At 63.5% G+C, this 15,140-nt stretch carries 19 protein-coding genes; 13 read left to right on the top strand and 6 right to left on the bottom strand.

Going from position 1 to position 15,140, the window contains the following annotated elements; translation table 11 throughout:
- The first annotated feature begins 87 nt into the window (after positions 1 to 87).
- Positions 88 to 402, top strand: a complete 315-nt coding sequence (locus NLY43_RS24900; protein ID WP_156033727.1) for a hypothetical protein — start codon at positions 88 to 90, stop codon at positions 400 to 402.
- 39 nt (positions 403 to 441) lie between these two features.
- On the opposite strand, the gene NLY43_RS24895 is transcribed toward NLY43_RS24900, so the two are convergent.
- Positions 442 to 741, bottom strand: coding sequence for a putative quinol monooxygenase (locus NLY43_RS24895; protein WP_023683279.1), 300 nt, complete (start codon positions 739 to 741; stop codon positions 442 to 444).
- A gap of 123 nt (positions 742 to 864) precedes the next feature.
- Here NLY43_RS24895 and flhA point away from each other — a divergent pair, with 123 nt between their 5' ends.
- From flhA to NLY43_RS24855, 8 genes are all read left to right on the top strand, one after another.
- Complete coding sequence (gene flhA / locus NLY43_RS24890) at positions 865 to 2,952, top strand: flagellar biosynthesis protein FlhA (RefSeq protein ID WP_023671908.1); 2,088 nt, start codon at positions 865 to 867, stop codon at positions 2,950 to 2,952.
- Complete coding sequence (gene fliR / locus NLY43_RS24885; RefSeq protein ID WP_023710960.1) at positions 2,949 to 3,701, top strand: flagellar biosynthetic protein FliR; 753 nt, start codon at positions 2,949 to 2,951, stop codon at positions 3,699 to 3,701. Before flhA ends, fliR begins: the two co-directional genes overlap by 4 nt.
- 1 nt (position 3,702) lies before the next feature.
- Entirely contained in the window at positions 3,703 to 4,086 is a 384-nt protein-coding gene (locus NLY43_RS24880; protein ID WP_023691741.1) for a hypothetical protein, read from the top strand.
- Between the two features lie 67 nt (positions 4,087 to 4,153).
- Entirely contained in the window at positions 4,154 to 4,288 is a 135-nt protein-coding gene (locus NLY43_RS24875) for a hypothetical protein (protein ID WP_023691742.1), read from the top strand.
- 89 nt (positions 4,289 to 4,377) lie between these two features.
- Complete coding sequence (locus NLY43_RS24870; RefSeq protein WP_023710959.1) at positions 4,378 to 4,950, top strand: rod-binding protein; 573 nt, start codon at positions 4,378 to 4,380, stop codon at positions 4,948 to 4,950.
- Between the two features lie 13 nt (positions 4,951 to 4,963).
- Entirely contained in the window at positions 4,964 to 5,380 is a 417-nt protein-coding gene (locus tag NLY43_RS24865; RefSeq protein WP_023671919.1) for a hypothetical protein, read from the top strand.
- A 28-nt stretch (positions 5,381 to 5,408) separates the two neighbouring features.
- Complete coding sequence (locus NLY43_RS24860; protein WP_023683275.1) at positions 5,409 to 5,957, top strand: hypothetical protein; 549 nt, start codon at positions 5,409 to 5,411, stop codon at positions 5,955 to 5,957.
- A 194-nt stretch (positions 5,958 to 6,151) separates the two neighbouring features.
- On the top strand, positions 6,152 to 6,436 hold the full coding sequence (locus tag NLY43_RS24855; protein ID WP_023683274.1) for an SCP2 sterol-binding domain-containing protein: 285 nt from the start codon (positions 6,152 to 6,154) through the stop codon (positions 6,434 to 6,436).
- 69 nt (positions 6,437 to 6,505) lie between these two features.
- On the opposite strand, the gene NLY43_RS24850 is transcribed toward NLY43_RS24855, so the two are convergent.
- Together NLY43_RS24850 and odc2 are read right to left on the bottom strand one after the other, a co-directional pair.
- Complete coding sequence (locus tag NLY43_RS24850) at positions 6,506 to 7,048, bottom strand: GNAT family N-acetyltransferase (protein ID WP_023686385.1); 543 nt, start codon at positions 7,046 to 7,048, stop codon at positions 6,506 to 6,508.
- 143 nt (positions 7,049 to 7,191) lie between these two features.
- Positions 7,192 to 8,325 (bottom strand): ornithine/lysine decarboxylase, encoded by a 1,134-nt coding sequence (odc2, locus tag NLY43_RS24845; RefSeq protein WP_023671923.1) that lies wholly within the window; start codon positions 8,323 to 8,325, stop codon positions 7,192 to 7,194.
- 541 nt (positions 8,326 to 8,866) lie between these two features.
- Here odc2 and NLY43_RS24840 point away from each other — a divergent pair.
- The 4 genes from NLY43_RS24840 (at position 8,867) to NLY43_RS24825 (ending at position 12,892) form a co-directional block, all read left to right on the top strand.
- Positions 8,867 to 10,066, top strand: a complete 1,200-nt coding sequence (locus tag NLY43_RS24840; protein ID WP_023710958.1) for an amidase — start codon at positions 8,867 to 8,869, stop codon at positions 10,064 to 10,066.
- Positions 10,067 to 10,068: 2 nt separating this feature from the next.
- The gene (locus NLY43_RS24835; protein ID WP_023671925.1) at positions 10,069 to 10,968 is read left to right on the top strand and encodes a LysR family transcriptional regulator; all 900 of its coding nucleotides are present in this window, start codon (positions 10,069 to 10,071) and stop codon (positions 10,966 to 10,968) included.
- Between the two features lie 89 nt (positions 10,969 to 11,057).
- Positions 11,058 to 11,726 carry a DUF1007 family protein gene (locus tag NLY43_RS24830; protein ID WP_023671926.1) on the top strand — a complete coding sequence of 223 codons (669 nt, stop codon included), beginning with the start codon at positions 11,058 to 11,060 and terminating at the stop codon, positions 11,724 to 11,726.
- Between the two features lie 8 nt (positions 11,727 to 11,734).
- Complete coding sequence (locus NLY43_RS24825) at positions 11,735 to 12,892, top strand: nickel/cobalt transporter (RefSeq protein WP_502882180.1); 1,158 nt, start codon at positions 11,735 to 11,737, stop codon at positions 12,890 to 12,892.
- Between the two features lie 10 nt (positions 12,893 to 12,902).
- Here the strand turns inward: NLY43_RS24825 and denD are convergent, their stop codons facing one another.
- The 3 genes from denD to NLY43_RS24810 are packed head-to-tail and all read right to left on the bottom strand — an operon-like array spanning position 12,903 to position 15,134.
- Positions 12,903 to 13,886, bottom strand: coding sequence for a D-erythronate dehydrogenase (gene denD / locus NLY43_RS24820; protein ID WP_023710956.1), 984 nt, complete (start codon positions 13,884 to 13,886; stop codon positions 12,903 to 12,905).
- 11 nt (positions 13,887 to 13,897) lie between these two features.
- On the bottom strand, positions 13,898 to 14,104 hold the full coding sequence (locus NLY43_RS24815) for a hypothetical protein (RefSeq protein WP_023686390.1): 207 nt from the start codon (positions 14,102 to 14,104) through the stop codon (positions 13,898 to 13,900).
- Between the two features lie 58 nt (positions 14,105 to 14,162).
- Positions 14,163 to 15,134, bottom strand: a complete 972-nt coding sequence (locus NLY43_RS24810; protein WP_023710955.1) for a cation diffusion facilitator family transporter — start codon at positions 15,132 to 15,134, stop codon at positions 14,163 to 14,165.
- Positions 15,135 to 15,140 lie beyond the last annotated feature (6 nt).

Here is a 15,140-nt window from a genome sequence, read left to right as displayed (position 1 = left end):
GCGTGTCGAGGTATATGAGCGATCGCTTACGCAATCGACGCAGCTGTGTTATTTTTGGCCGTCTCTATTTCCCTCAAGGAGGAGAAGATGAGTGCGCGGGGATTTTTTTCATTAGCTGTTGGCATGATTTTTTTGAGCTCGTCTGCGGTGAGCAATTCAAGCATGGATATGCCGGTTAGGTCTGTTGTGTCACACCCGATGTCTCTTTTTTTGGCGGGAGGCAATCCGGAAAGCCAAAGCCGGCCGGCAAAGGAATTTATCCAGACTGCACAACAAGATGTTTGCTGTCCTGGCGGCTACCCTTGGTATCGCAATTCGACGAACACCTGCTACGGCAGCTATGAAGACTGCCACGATACCGATGGCGGCGGATGGTCCTGCAGACAGGTCAACGCCTGCTAGACTTTCTTGGGCCCACGCCTTCTTGACTGTGCCCGGTCCTCAGATCGGCTTCGGCTCGCCGGCCTCATAGAGCATGAGGTTGCGCTCGCCTATGCCGAGCGATGCCCAGCTCGCCCGCCAATCGGCGATGTGAGGCGAGCGGAAATGCGCGTCGAGCGCGGCCCTGTCGCTCCACACCTCGGTTACATGGATGAGCCCGACGTCGAGCACGTCCTGCGCGTAGGAGTATTCGATGCAGCCGGGCTCCGCACGGCTGCCCAGTATCATGCGCCGCATGGCCGGCCTTGCCTCGTCGAGCCGTTGCGCAGGCAGGCGAATGGTGCCGATGATCACCAGCATGATCTCTCTCCTCAAGGCCTCTGTCGTCCTGGCAAGTAACCAGTCCTCCCACCCTCGCGCAAGCTTGACCGGTTAGGCTCGAAGGGCTGTCGCGTGCTCGGCAGGCTTGTGATTGGGGACGATATGGCCGTCAGCGAAAGCTTAGCGACAGGAACAGTGGCCAAGAACGGCCGCGATGTCTTCTTCGCCATCGGCATCGTCATCATCCTGGCCGTGCTGTTCCTCCCGATCCCGGCCTTCCTCATCGACATCGGCCTCGCCTTCTCGATCGCACTGTCGGTGCTGATCCTGATGGTGGCGCTGTGGATCCAGCGGCCGCTCGATTTCTCGTCCTTCCCGACCGTGCTGCTGATCGCCACCATGCTACGGCTATCGCTCAACATCGCCACCACGCGCATGATCCTGTCGCACGGCAATGAGGGCACGCACGCCGCCGGCTATGTCATCGCCGGCTTCTCCAAACTTGTGATGGCCAGCGATTTCGTCATCGGCCTGATCGTCTTCATGATCCTGATCGTGGTCAACTTCATCGTCATCACCAAGGGCGCCACCCGTATTGCCGAAGTCGGCGCCCGCTTCACCCTCGACGCCATCCCCGGCAAGCAGATGTCGATCGACGCCGACCTGTCCGCCGGCATGATCGACGACAAGACAGCGCAACTGCGCCGCCGCGAGCTGGAAGAGGAATCCTCCTTCTTCGGCTCGATGGACGGCGCCTCGAAATTCGTCCGCGGCGACGCCATTGCCGGCCTCATCATCACCGCCATCAACATCGTCGGCGGCATCGCCATCGGTTACATCAGGCACGGCATGGGCATGGGCGAAGCCGCCGATGTCTTCATCAAACTGTCGGTCGGCGACGGCCTCGTCACCCAGATCCCGGCGCTTATCGTTTCGCTCGCCGCCGGCCTGCTTGTTTCCAAGGGCGGCACGCGCGGCTCGACCAACCAGGCGGTGTTCGGCCAGCTCGGTGCGCATCCGCGCGCGCTCTATGTCGCGGCCTCGCTGCTCGTCCTGCTCGGCCTGATGCCCGGCCTGCCGTTCTTCCCGTTCTTCACGCTAGCCGCCGGCATGGCCGGCCTTGGCTACGTCATCCCGATGCGCGCCAACCGAGAGGCTGCCGCCGCCGAAGCGATCAAGGATCTGGAGAAGGCGAACAAGGTCGAGGAAGAGAAGAACTCGGTCAAGGCTTCGCTGACCACCGCCGAGATCGAGCTTCTGATCGGCAAACAGCTGTCGACGCGGCTGCTGGTGTCGCATCAGGAACTGGTGTTCCGCATGGCCAAGATGCGCAAGAAATTTGCCACGCAATATGGCTTCGTCGTGCCGGAAGTGCGCGTCGCCGACGATTTCGGCATCCCGCCGAAAAGCTATCAGATCAAGGTCCACGGCACCGTCGTCGCCGAATACCAGATGCGCGTCGGCGAGATCATGGTGCTGCTCGGCAACCGGGATTTGCCCGACGTTCCCGGCGAGGAAATCCGCGAGCCGGCCTTCGGCATGCGCGCCTTCTCGGTGCTCGAAACCTTCGCCGAGGATCTGAAGCGCGAGAACTATACCTTTGCCGACAACATGTCGGTGCTGCTCACCCATTTGTCCGAGGTGATCCGCAACAACCTGCCGCAGCTTCTGTCCTACAAGGACATGAAGGCGCTGCTCGAGCGCCAGGATCCGGAATACCGCAAGCTCGCCGACGAGATCTGCACCTCGCACATCTCCTATCCCGGCCTGCAGGCGGTGCTCAAATTGCTGCTGGCCGAACGCGTATCGATCCGCAACCTGCATTTGATCATCGAAGCTATCGCCGAGATCGCGCCGCATGTGCGCCGCACCGAGCAGATCGTCGAGCATGTCCGCATCCGCATGGCCCAGCAGATCTGCGGCGATCTCTCCGAGGGCGGCATGCTCAAGGTGCTGCGCCTCGGCAACCGCTGGGACCTCGCCTTCCACCAGAGCCTCAAGCGCGACGCCAAGGGCGAGGTGCGCGAATTCGACATCGACCCGCGCCAGCTGGAGGAATTCGGCCAGGACGCGACCAAGGCGATCCGCAAGCATCTCGAGGCCGGCGAGCGTTTTGTCCTCGTCACCGCGCCCGATGCTCGCCCCTATGTGCGCATGATCATCGAGCGCCTGTTCACGACGCTTCCCGTTCTCTCCCATGTCGAAATCGCCAAGGGCGTCGAGATCAAGGTGCTCGGGACGATCTCGTGAACATACTGTCGCAAGGCCTCGTCATCGCCGCCTTCCTCGCCTTCTGTCGCATCGGCGCCTGCTTCATGCTGATGCCGGGCCTGTCCAGCGCCCGCGTGCCGGTCCAGGTCCGGCTGTTCGTGTCGATCGCCGCCACCGGTGGCCTGCTCGCCTTCCTGTGGGACAAGATCTTTCCCTTCGTCGATGCGCGTCCGCAGGTGCTGGCGCCGATGATCATCTCCGAACTTTTGGTCGGCGGGCTGATCGGCGCGATGACGAGGCTCTACATGGAGGCGCTGCGCTTCATGGGTTCGGCCATCGCCATGCTGATCGGCTATGGCGGCACCGGCGGCCCCGCCATCGAGGAGCCAGAGCCGCAGGCGGCCCTCGCCGCCATCATCTCGTTTTCAGCGTTGCTGCTGCTCTTCGTCTTCGATTTCGACCACGAGATCATCCGCGCTCTGGTCGCCTCCTACACGGTGGCGCCGGTCAACGTCTTCTTCAATCCGCAGGCCGCCCTGGTCGATCTCACCGACACGGTGTCGGACGCCTTCTTCCTGGTCATCCGGCTCGGCAGCCCGTTCATCGCCTATGCCATCCTGGTCAATTTGACGATCGGCTTCGTCAACAAGCTGACGCCGCAGATTCCGGTCTACTTCATCTCACTGCCTTTCGTCATCGCCGGCGGCATGATCATCTTCTACTTCGCCATCGGCACCATGCTGTCGCTGTTCGTCGACGGCTTTGTCGATCTGACGCTGGCGAGGTGAGATGAGCACGCGCAAGGAACGGCTGAAGAAACTGGTCAAGGTGCAGGAGCAGCTGAAGGCCCTGCACGAGACGCGCCATGCGGCCTTCCTGGCGGCAGCGGCAACCGCCGAAACCGAGGCCAGGGAACTTGTCCAGCATTTCGACGCCGACCAGTCGATGGCGGTGCTGTTCCCTGACCTCTACCATCGCCGCATCGCCAATGCGCTGGTCCGGCAGGAAGCGAGCCTGGAAGGCGCCAGGCAGGAGGTCACGCTCATCGCCACTGCGACGGCGCGCACCAACATGGTCGAGCGCGCCTACAAGGACGTGCGCCGACAGGACGAACGCGAACGCTCCGACCGCGACCGGCTCGATCTGATCGCGCAGAGGCGAGGGCAGGAATAATCGGAAGTTAGAGCCGGGTTACCTGCGGACGGCGTTCGGTTTCGTTCCGTGCGGCGGGCTGTGTTGGGTGTACGGCGCCGTGTTCGGCCTCTGCGCCTACGCCACCTACGATCTGACCATGGCGACGCCGGCAGCGCCCACCGCAAACGACCAGATCGCATCGACCCAGCCGGAGTTGCCGCTGCTGATAGCAATGGCCTAGCATCCGGCGAAGGATTTCGAGCCGGCAAGCCTGCCACAAGCTTGCTGCGGCATGGTCGCTCAGGAAACCCGGCAAAGAGGCGGACTTTCTTGGCGATTTCTCCACCCAGCGACATCGTTCTCGATGTTGCCCGAGCCGTCGACCCGGCGGATATCGAGGCTGCCCGTGCCGCGCTGGCCAAGCGGGCCAACGGCGTTGGCGGCGCCTTTTTGGTCGACATGGCGGCTTCGGTGGATACCGGCTCGATCTTGTCGCGTGCCACGGCCGACAAGGCCGCGGCAGGCGCCGATCCCGCGGGAAAATTCAAGAAGTTCGAGGCCATGGTCTTGCAGACCTTCATCCAGAACATGCTGCCCAAGGACACAGAGGGCGTCTACGGCAAGGGGCTGGCCGGCGACATATGGAAATCGCAGCTTGCCGAGCGTGTCGCCGACGTCATGGCCGAGCGCGGAGGGATCGGCATCGCCAAATCGCTGCTCGCCGACCACTACAAGGACGGCAAGCGCACCGTGCCGATCGGCCCGGTGTCAACCGGGCCGCACAAGACCGAGATCGACCAGCAGACCCGGCTGTCCACCTCGCTGGTCGAGGAATTGCAGCGCAAGGCCGCAGGGTCGATGACCGGCGACGAGACGACCATCAAAACCGAAATCAAGATCTAGACCAGGATTTTCAATGGCCGATTTTTCAAAATACTCTTCCAACCTGCCGGCGCGTACGTCCGAAGCGCCGATCCCGTTTGCACGGCCGGGCAACCTTGCCGCCATCATCGGCCGCATCGAGGAAGCGGTCGAGGAAGAGACGGCCGGTTTGAAGAACGACACCAGCTATGACCTCAAGGCCTCCAACGCCCGCAAGAGCCGCTACCTCTATGAGCTGACCCGCGCCATGAAGGGCGCCAACGAGATCGAATTCCTGGAACAGCATCGCGACAGTCTGGCGCGGCTGCGCCAGAAGCTCGCGAAAAACGAGGCTGCAATCCTCGCCCACCTCAACGCGGTCAACGAAGTCGCCACGCTGTTGAAGAACGCCATTCAGCGCGCCGAAGCCGACGGCACCTATTCGGCCGGCGAATTCGGTTGGGCGAGCTGATGATCTCGGCAACAGGCGGGAACAACCGGTGATCAAATTCATCGCTGCCGCGATCTGGATCTGCGCCGCCACGCTTGGCGCGGTGTTCTATTCGTTCCAGGCGGCCGGTGAGCGCGGCGTCGGCGAGACGCCGAAACCGATGCTGGGTGGCCTCGACTACGTCAAGACCGACATCATCTCGGTGCCGCTGATCCGCGATTCCAAGATCGACGGCTATTTCCTCACCAAGCTCGTCTACACGGTCGAGCCGGCCGAGATAAAGAAGATGTCGATCCCGGCCGAAGCGCTGATGACCGATCAGGTCTATTCCTATCTCTACTCCAATCCTCAGATCGACTTCACCAAGAAGGAAACCATCGATCTCGATGCCTTCCGCAAGGCCATACGCGACACCGTCAACGCCCGCGTCGGCGCCGACCTGGTGCATGAAGTGCTGATCGACCAGGTCAACTTCCTGACCAAGGACGAAATCCGCGACAACGCCATGCGCCGCCGCAAGGATCCGGCCACGCCGACCGAACCGGCCCCGGCGGAATCGGCCCAGGCCGAGGCGGCGAAGCCCGCTGCTGAACACTAACCTTCGTCGCAGGGCGAATGTTCTCTGCCGCATTCCTTCCGACTGAAACGAGATGACGCATCGCGCGTTGACGTTTACGTCAACTCGAAGCTATATGCGCCAAGCGACCAGATCGCGGTACGCGCGAGACAGTGACTTCGGCGGAGGCCGGTCACTGAAGCGCGGCAAAACGCAACGAGACCAGGAGAACAGTCATGAGCGTTCAGGATATTGCCGAGAAGATGAGGTCGCGCGTGGCGAGCGCCGGGTTCGAACATTCCGTGAAGTTCGATACCGGCAGCAACGGCGTCATCGTCATCGACGGCGCGACCGTCTCGACCACCGACGCGCCGACCGACTGCACCATAAAGCTGTCGCTCGACGATCTGGATTCGCTGATCGCCGGCGACCTCAACCCGACCATGGCGTTCATGTCCGGCAAGATAAAGGTCGAAGGCGATATGTCGGTCGCCATGGCGCTCAGCCAACTGATCGGCTGAGCCCTTCGCAACAACAAAACGCCGCCCTCGCTGAAATGCAAAGGACCGGCGGCGTTTGTTTTTGGACAATCAGGCGGCCAGCGACAGCCTCTGTGCCTTGAGCTTGCGACCTGCAGCCTTCAGCGTGCCATGCGCGCCGTCGAGCGCACCATCGATCAGTTCCAGCGCCAGCAGGCGGTGCCGCTCGTACGGACCAGGCATGGCGAGCGCGCCGGTCTTCTCCGCCGAGAAGCCGAAGCGGCCATAGTAAGGCGCATCGCCGACCAGCAGCACCGCGGCATGGCCGAGACGCGCGGCCTCGGCCAAAGCATGGCGCATCAGCGCCGAGCCGATGCCGGCGTTCTTCAGCGCCGGATCGACGGCGAGCGGTCCGAGCAGAAGTGCTCCCGGGCCACCCTCGCCAAGACGCACGTCCCACAGCCGCACCGTACCAGCAACCGCGCCGGTTGCATCGCGCACGACAAAAGCGAGGCCTTCGGAAGGCCGGCGGCCGCGCCGCAGCTTCTCCGACGATTTCTTGCGCCGCATCGGCCCCATGGCGCGATCGAGCAACGCTTCACGCGATGCAATGTCTGCCGCAGTTTCGGCGACGATGGGAATGGCGCCGGCCATCTCCCCCTCGGGGGGGAGAATCCAATGCCGTCAATGTAATTTACAATGTCCATTTCCGCGATCCTTCACGAGCGGAGCTTGTTCCACAGGCGAACCCGGGCGGACGCAAACGTCCGCCTGGGGTGATCTGAAGGCCGAAGCCGTCAGATCACGTAGGATCGGAGAGGCTCGAAGCCGTTGAAGGCGACCGCCGAGTAGGTGGTCGTGTAGGCGCCGGTGCCTTCGATCAGCACATCGTCGCCGATGGTCAGCGACAGAGGCAGCGGATACGGCGTCTTCTCGTACATCACGTCGGCCGAATCGCAGGTCGGGCCGGCGAGCACGCAAGGTGCGGTCTCCGAACCGTCATGGCGGGTGACGATCGGATAGCGGATCGCCTCGTCCATCGTCTCGGCCAGACCGCCGAACTTGCCGATGTCGAGGAACACCCAGCGCACATTGTCGTTTTCGGCCTTCTTCGAGATCAGCACGACTTCCGACTTGATGACGCCGGCATTGCCGACCATGCCGCGACCCGGCTCGATGATGGTCTCAGGGATCGCATTGCCGAAATGCTTGCGCAGCGCCGAGAAGATGGCCTGGCCATAGGCCTGGGCCGCCGGCACGTCACGCAGATAGCGCGTCGGGAAACCGCCGCCCATATTGACCATCTTGAGGACGATGCCTTCATCGGCGAGCGTGGCGAACACCTTCTTGGCGTCGGCCAGCGCACGGTCCCACGCCGTCAGGTCGGTCTGCTGCGAGCCGACATGGAACGACACGCCATAGGCGTCGAGGCCGAGCGTCCTGGCATGGCGCAGCACGTCGACGGCCATCGCCGGCACGCAGCCGAACTTGCGCGACAGCGGCCACTCGGCGCCTTCGCCGTCGGTCAGCACGCGGCAGAACACGCGGGCGCCGGGAGCGACGCGGGCGATCTTGTCGACTTCCTCGACGCAATCGACGGCAAACAGCCGAATGCCGAGCTGGTAGGCGCGTGCAATGTCACGCTCCTTCTTGATGGTGTTGCCGAAGGAGATACGGTCCGCCGGCGCACCGGCGTCCATCGCCATCTCGACCTCGGCAACGGAAGCGGTGTCGAAGGACGAGCCCATCGCAGCAAGCAGGCGCAGGATTTCCGGCGCCGGATTTGCTTTCACCGCATAGTAGATCCGGGAATCGGGCAGCGCCTTTTCGAAGGCGCGAAAATTGTCGCGCACGACATCGAGGTCGACGACGAGGCAGGGGCCGGACGGACGTCGGGTGGCGAGGAAGTCGAGGATGCGCTGGGTGGCCATCGGGGTCTCTCCATTAACGCCTTGCGGCGCGCAATAAGGCTGCGGACGCGGGGCTTTCGGCCTCGCGAACACGCGGTCAAACAAAGGCGGGACGGAAATCCATGGAACCAGCCGGTGGAGACCCCGGAACCATGAAACGCCATCTCGCGGCGGTGAACCTTGGCCTTGCCCGGCCTCGGTTCGCTTTGTCTGCCTTGGCTTGGATGGGAGACCCGTCCGCACTGCCGGCAATGAAGGTGTGCCTCTTCAGTAACCCCGGTCTTTGGACGACCGGCAGAACACCAGAAAGGCCCGCACCGTCGTTGCTTCAAGGTGTCCTCGGGCTGGCGGTTGGCCGCTAGACCGACTGGAGGGGTTAGCTCCAGTTACCTTACCGATTTCCCTCACCATTCGAGGATCGGCGGACACCCACAGGCACGTGCGACTTTGGGCAAGCGCGATATAAGATCGAAAGATTTCACAATCAATAAAAATCGTATCCCAGGTTGTAAAATTTCCGGCATCGAACAATGCTGGGCCTACTGTGTACGGATATCGAACGATGCCAGGCACGCACGGCCCGCTCAACGCCTTTCTCGACCTGCGCCGCATGCCGGTCGCCAATGCGGAACTGGGGCCGCTGGCCGGGCTCAGGCTGGCGGTAAAGGACATTTACGACGTCGCCGGCTACCGCACCGGTTGCGGCAATCCGGTGAAGTTCGACGAGGCGCATGCCGCGTCCAGCACGGCACCGGCCGTGCAGATGATTCTCGACGCCGGCGCGCGCTTCATCGGCAAGACGCAGACCGACGAGTTCGCTTTCTCGCTGATGGGCCAGAACGCGCATTTTCCGTTTCCGGTGAACCCGGCCGCTCCCGATCGCGTCACCGGCGGCTCGTCCTCCGGATCGGCCGCGGCGGTGGCCGGCAAGCTCGCCGACATCGCCACCGGCTCGGACACCGGCGGCTCGATCCGCGCCCCGGCGAGCTTTTGCGGATTGATCGGGCTGCGCACCACGCATGGCCGCATCTCGCTCGAAGGCACGATGAAGCTGGCGCCGAGCTTCGATACGTTCGGCTGGTTCGCCGACGACATCGAAACCTATGAGACGGTCGGCAAGCTGTTGCTTGGCCGCGACCCGCATCAGCATCCGCTCAACAGCCCGCTGTCGATCCGCTGGCTGGACGCCTTCGTGGCCGGTCCCGCCGAGGCAGCCGAATATGCCAGGATGAGAGCGCTGGCCGCCAGTCTTATCGGTGAGCCGGCGCCGGTGGAGTACAGCTTCGCCTCCTTCCCCGACGAGCTCTACTGGTGCTTTCGCCGCCTCCAGGCCGCCGAGGCCTGGCAGCAGCATGGCGCCTGGATCATTTCGGGCGAGCGCGATCTCGGGCCGGGCGTCGAGGAGCGCTTTGGTTTCGGCCGGACAATCGACGAAAAGACCGCGCGGGCCGAGGCGGTGCGCCGCTTGACGTTCCGCTCCGAGCTAGCCGCGCTGCTCGGCCAGGACGGGTTTCTTGTCCTGCCTACCGTTCCAGGCCCCGCACCTCTGGTCAAAAGCGAGCCGCAGCAGCTCCAGGCCTACCGCGAAAGGGCCTTGCATCTTTTGTGCCTTTCGGGTCTTTCAGGCTTTCCGCAAATCACCCTGCCGCTGGGCTCGGTTGACGGCGCCCCTTTCGGCCTCTCGCTGCTCGGTCCTCCCGGCAGCGACATTGCCCTGATACGGCTCGGCCGGCGAATTCTCGATGCGGCACGAAAGGCCTGATGATGGATACACTGACCCGCATGCGCGCCTTCATCGACGTCGTCGAGGCCGAAGGCTTTTCGGCGGCCGCGCGCAAGATCGGTCGCTCCAAGGCGCTGCTGTCGAAATATGTGCGCGAACTCGAGGACGAACTCGGCGCGCTGCTGCTCAACCGCACCACGCGGCAGTTCTCGTTGACTGAGGCCGGCCATACCTATTACAGCCGCGCTTCGGAAATCGTGCGCGAGGTCGACAGCCTAGCCGACGCCGTGCGCGAATCCTCCGGCGACGTGCGCGGCAGGATCAAGCTCTCCGCGGCGCGCACCTTCGCCGACGCGCCGATAGGCCAGTCGCTCATCGACTTCGCCAAACAGCATCCCGACATCGTGCTCGACATCCATCTCGACGACCGTTTTGTCGATCTGGTCGAGGAAGGTTTCGATCTTGCCGTGCGGATCTCGCGCCTGGAGAACTCATCGCTGATCGCCCGCCGCCTGGGGCCGTTTTCGATCAAGCTTTGCGCCTCGCCGGAGCTGATCGCCAAGCACGGCAAGCCGACGCGCCCGCAGGATCTCGCCAACTTGCCCTGCATCGTCGACACCAATGGCCGCTCGCTCGCCAACTGGCGCTTCAGGGGCGATGGCGAGGAGTCAGTCAGTGTCAACGTATCGGGTCCGATCGAGGTCAACAGCCCGATGGCCGCGCGAGCCGCCGCCGTGTCCGGTCTGGGCTTCACCATCCTGCCGGATTTCATCGCCGCGCCCGACCTCGCATCCGGGCTGCTGGTGTCCTTGCTCGACGACCGCATCCAGTCGGGCAGCGGCATTTTCGCCGTCTACCCGCACCGTCGCTATCTGCCGGCCAAGGTCCGTGTCTTCGTCGATTTCCTGGTGCAATGGTTCAAGAACCGCGAGAGCGCTTGAGCCGGTCCTGCCGTGCCGCGGTCCCAATTTCGCCCCGTTTCTGGTAACCTCTCGAAATCTCTCCGAGGCCGATGGAACAGCGACCGAGAATGCATCTGAAACGGCACGCAATCATGCTGGCTTCGGCCCTGGCGACGACTTTTGCCTCCGTCGGAGCGGCTGGCGCGCATCCTCATGTCTTCGCCGAGGCCCGCCTCGACGTGATCCTCTCGCCGGATCACCAAAGTGTGAAAGCGCTGCGTCACCTCTGGCGTTTCGATGATCTGTTTTCGAGTACGGTGATGATGGAGTTCGACAAGAACTCCGACCTGAAGCTTGACGACAAGGAGCTGAAGGATGTCGCCGACACAGTTCATGCCTCGCTGGCCGAATTCAACTATTTCCAGCTCGTCACCGTCGACGGCAAGGACGTGCCTATGACGCCGCCACCGCATCTGATGGCCAATTTCGACAACGACCAGTTGATCATCCTGTTCGAATCCGAACCCAAGGTGCCGATTAAGCTCGCCGGCAAGATCGATTTCGGCGTCTACGATCCAACCTTCTACACAGCGATCGACTTCACCGAGGATAGCAACATCACGGTGGAAGGCCTGCCCTCGAACTGCACCAAGAGCGTCATCCGGCCTGATCCAGACGAGGCGATCAAGGAAAACCAGAAGACCCTGACGGACGCGTTCTTCAACGACCCGACAGGCACCGACATGAGCAAGATCTTCGCCACCAAGCTCGAACTGAATTGCCCGCCAGAAGGATAGATCCGGTGATGAAACCGTCCCTGCGTTTGGCATTCGGCCTCGTGGCCGCTGCCCTGCTGATGACGCACTTTCTCGGGCAGGCCCATGCCCAGAGCTCACTCGGCATCGGTGTCAATGACGGCATGGCGCCCACCACCGGCCCGTTCGCCCACATCCTGATGTGGATCAATCTGCGCCAGCAGGAATTCTACCGCGCATTGGCCATGGCGATGAAAGCAATGCGCGAGGACGGCAGCAAGATGTGGCTGCTGATCGGCCTGTCCTTCGCCTACGGCATTTTCCACGCCGCCGGCCCCGGCCACGGCAAGGCGGTGATCTCGTCCTACATGGTGGCCAATGAAGTGGCGCTCAGGCGCGGTATCCTGCTGTCCTTCGTCTCGGCGCTGCTGCAGGGCCTGACCGCGATCCTGGTGATGCTGCTTGCCTATTTCGTCCTGCGCGGCACCGCCATCTCGATGACCGACGCAGCCTGGTTCATGGAGATCATGAGCTATGTCTTCGTCACTTTGTTCGGCGCCTGGCTGCTGTGGCGCAAGCTCGGGCCTACGGTCCTGCGCTGGTTCGGCAAGGCGCCCGCCTACAGCCTGTCGGCAGCGCACGCCGGTCATTCCCATGGCGGCCATTCGCATGCCGCTCACAGCCACGCGGCGCATGCGCATTCGCATGCCTTGCATGTGCATCACGACCATTCGCATGATCATCACGATCACGCTGCGCACGACCACGACACGCACGATCATTCCCATCACGACCACGCTCATCACGATCACCCAGCCGGCGAGGTCTGCGACACATGCGGCCATTCGCATGCGCCCGATCCGGCGCTGCTGTCGGGCGATCGCTTCGACTGGCGCACGGCCTGGTCGGCAGTAGCCGCCGTCGGCATCCGTCCCTGCTCCGGCGCGCTGATTGTGCTCAGCTTCGCGCTGCTCAACGGCCTGTGGCTCGGCGGCCTGCTCTCGGTGCTGGCGATGTCGATCGGCACCGCCATCACAGTCTCGGCGCTGGCGACGATCGCGGTGACAGCCAAGAACTGGGCGGTCTATTTCGCCAGCGACGGCCGCATGGGCAACCGCATCCACACAGTCGTCGAAATCGGCGGCGCCGCCTTCGTCTTCCTGTTCGGGCTGTTGCTGTTGTCGGCGAGCCTGTCCGGAGCTGTGTGACCTCGGCGGGTCAGGCCTGACCCGCGATCATTCCGCCCAGCTCATCCTCGATATGAGCGCGGATGATTTCATCGAAACTGTTTTCGGCGCTGAAGCCGAGGTCCCTTGCACGGCGCGCCTCGAAGCGCGTCGGCCAACCCTTGACGATCGCCCAGATCGTTTCGTCGGGCTCCTCACGGATCAGGCTCGCCACCTCGGCGCCTGCAGTGCGCTCCAGCGCCTCGATCTGCTCGCCGACGGTGACGGCAACGCCGGGCATGGTGAGGTTGCGGCGCGGCCCGACAGCGGCACCGTCGAGCCCGGCGGCATGGATCAGGAAACCGACCGCAGAGCGCGGGCTGGCATGGGTGTGCAGCACCGAGCGCGGCACCGGCAGGATCGCCTCGTGGCCGCTCAGCGGCTCGCGGATGATGCCGGAGAAGAAACCTGACGCCGCCTTGTTCGGCTTGCCGGGCCGCACGCAGATGGTCGGCAGCCTTATGCCGATGCCGTCGAAGAAGCCGCGCCTGGAATAGTCGGCCAGCAGCGCTTCGCTCATCTGCTTCTGCGTGCCGTAGGAGGTCAGCGGCGTCGGATGAAAGTCGTCCGGGATGACATCCGGGAACGGCGCGCCGAACACCGCGATCGACGAGGTGAAGACCAGACGCGGCGAAAAGCCCGCCAGCCGCACGGCGTCGAACAGCGCCCGTGTGCCGTCGAGATTGACGCGGTAGCCGAGATCGAAATTGGCTTCCGCCTCACCCGACACGATGCCGGCGAGATGGAACATGACGTCGGGTCGTGAGGCGACCAGGCTCTCGGCAGCACCGGCGTCGGCAAGGTCGCCGGTATGCGTGGCGATGCTGACGCCGTCCATCGCCGGCGCCTGCGGCGGCACGATGTCGTGCAGGTCGAGCCCGGTGATCTTGCGGCCGTTGAGCGTGCCGTCCTTGGCCAGCCGGTCGACAAGTTTGCGGCCGACCATGCCGGCGGCGCCAGTAATCAGGATGCGCATTTCAAAGCCTCTTATTTGCCCTTGTTCTGGCTGCGACCCCGCAACCAGAACACCAGAAAGAATGCCAGCACGAAGGCGATGCCGACGATGCCGGCAAGTACGGTCGAGACATTGCCGACGGCCAGCATCACGGTCGGCAGATAGAACGCCGCGATGCCGAACAGCAGCATGATCCAGGCTGCGGCAATCAGCGCGTTTCGCGTGTCGCGATCCATCATGCCGTCCCGCCACAGCGGGAACTCGTCAACTCGGATGCCAATGCCATGAAATTCCCTGTCAGTGATAATGGCCGTGATGCGGTGGCGCACCATGGTCGTGGTCATGATCGTGCTCGTCATGGCTGTCGGCGCACTGGCCGAATTCCGGTTCGACCGTCGCGTGGCTGATGCCGTGTTCGGCGGCGAGCCGCTTCTTGATGGCGCTGACCGCCTGGTGCGGATCGACGCCATCGTTGAGGCAGGCATGCAGCGTCGCCATGTTGCTGGAGCCGTCCAGCGACCAGACATGCATATGGTGCACCTCGCGCACGCCCTTGACGGTGCCGGCAATGTCCTTGGCGATGATGTCGCGGTCGAGGCTTTTCGGTACGCCTTCGAGAAGGACGTGGGCGGCTTCGCGCATCAATGACCATGCGGTGGACAGGATCAGCACCGAGACCAGCACCGACAGAATCGGGTCGATCGGCGTCCAGCCGGTGGCCAGGATGACCAGCGCCGCCACGATCGCCGCCGCCGAACCGAGCAGGTCGCCCAGCACATGCAGGATGGCGCCGCGCATGTTGAGGCTGTCGCGGTCGCCGCCATGCAGCACGAAGAACGAGGCGAAGTTTACCAGAAGGCCGGCGATCGCCACCACCAGCATCGGCCCGCCCAGCACCGGCGCCGGCGTCATCAGCCGGCCCCAGGCTTCGTAGACGATCCACAGCGCAATCGCGAAGATGGCAATGCCGTTGGTGTAGGCAACCAGCGTCTTGACTCGGCCGAAGCCGAAGGTGAGGCGCACCGTCGCCGGCCGCCCGCCAAGATGGAAGGCGTACCAGGCAAGGCCAAGCGCGATCGAGTCGGCGAGCATGTGGCCGGCGTCGGCCAGCAGCGCCAGCGATCCCGTCAAAAGGCCGCCAAGCCCTTCGGCCACCATGAAGCCGGCGGTCAGGCAGGCTGCGATCAGCACACGCTTCTTGTCGGTCGAGCCATGCACGTGGCCGGCGCCATGCCCAGCATGCAAACCATGATCATGGCTGTGCGCCATCGGAAA

Source organism: Mesorhizobium sp. C416B (assembly GCF_030323165.1).
GTDB lineage: Bacteria > Pseudomonadota > Alphaproteobacteria > Rhizobiales > Rhizobiaceae > Mesorhizobium.
Note: the sequence above shows the minus strand (reverse complement) of the source record. Positions and strands in the feature narration are given on the sequence as shown.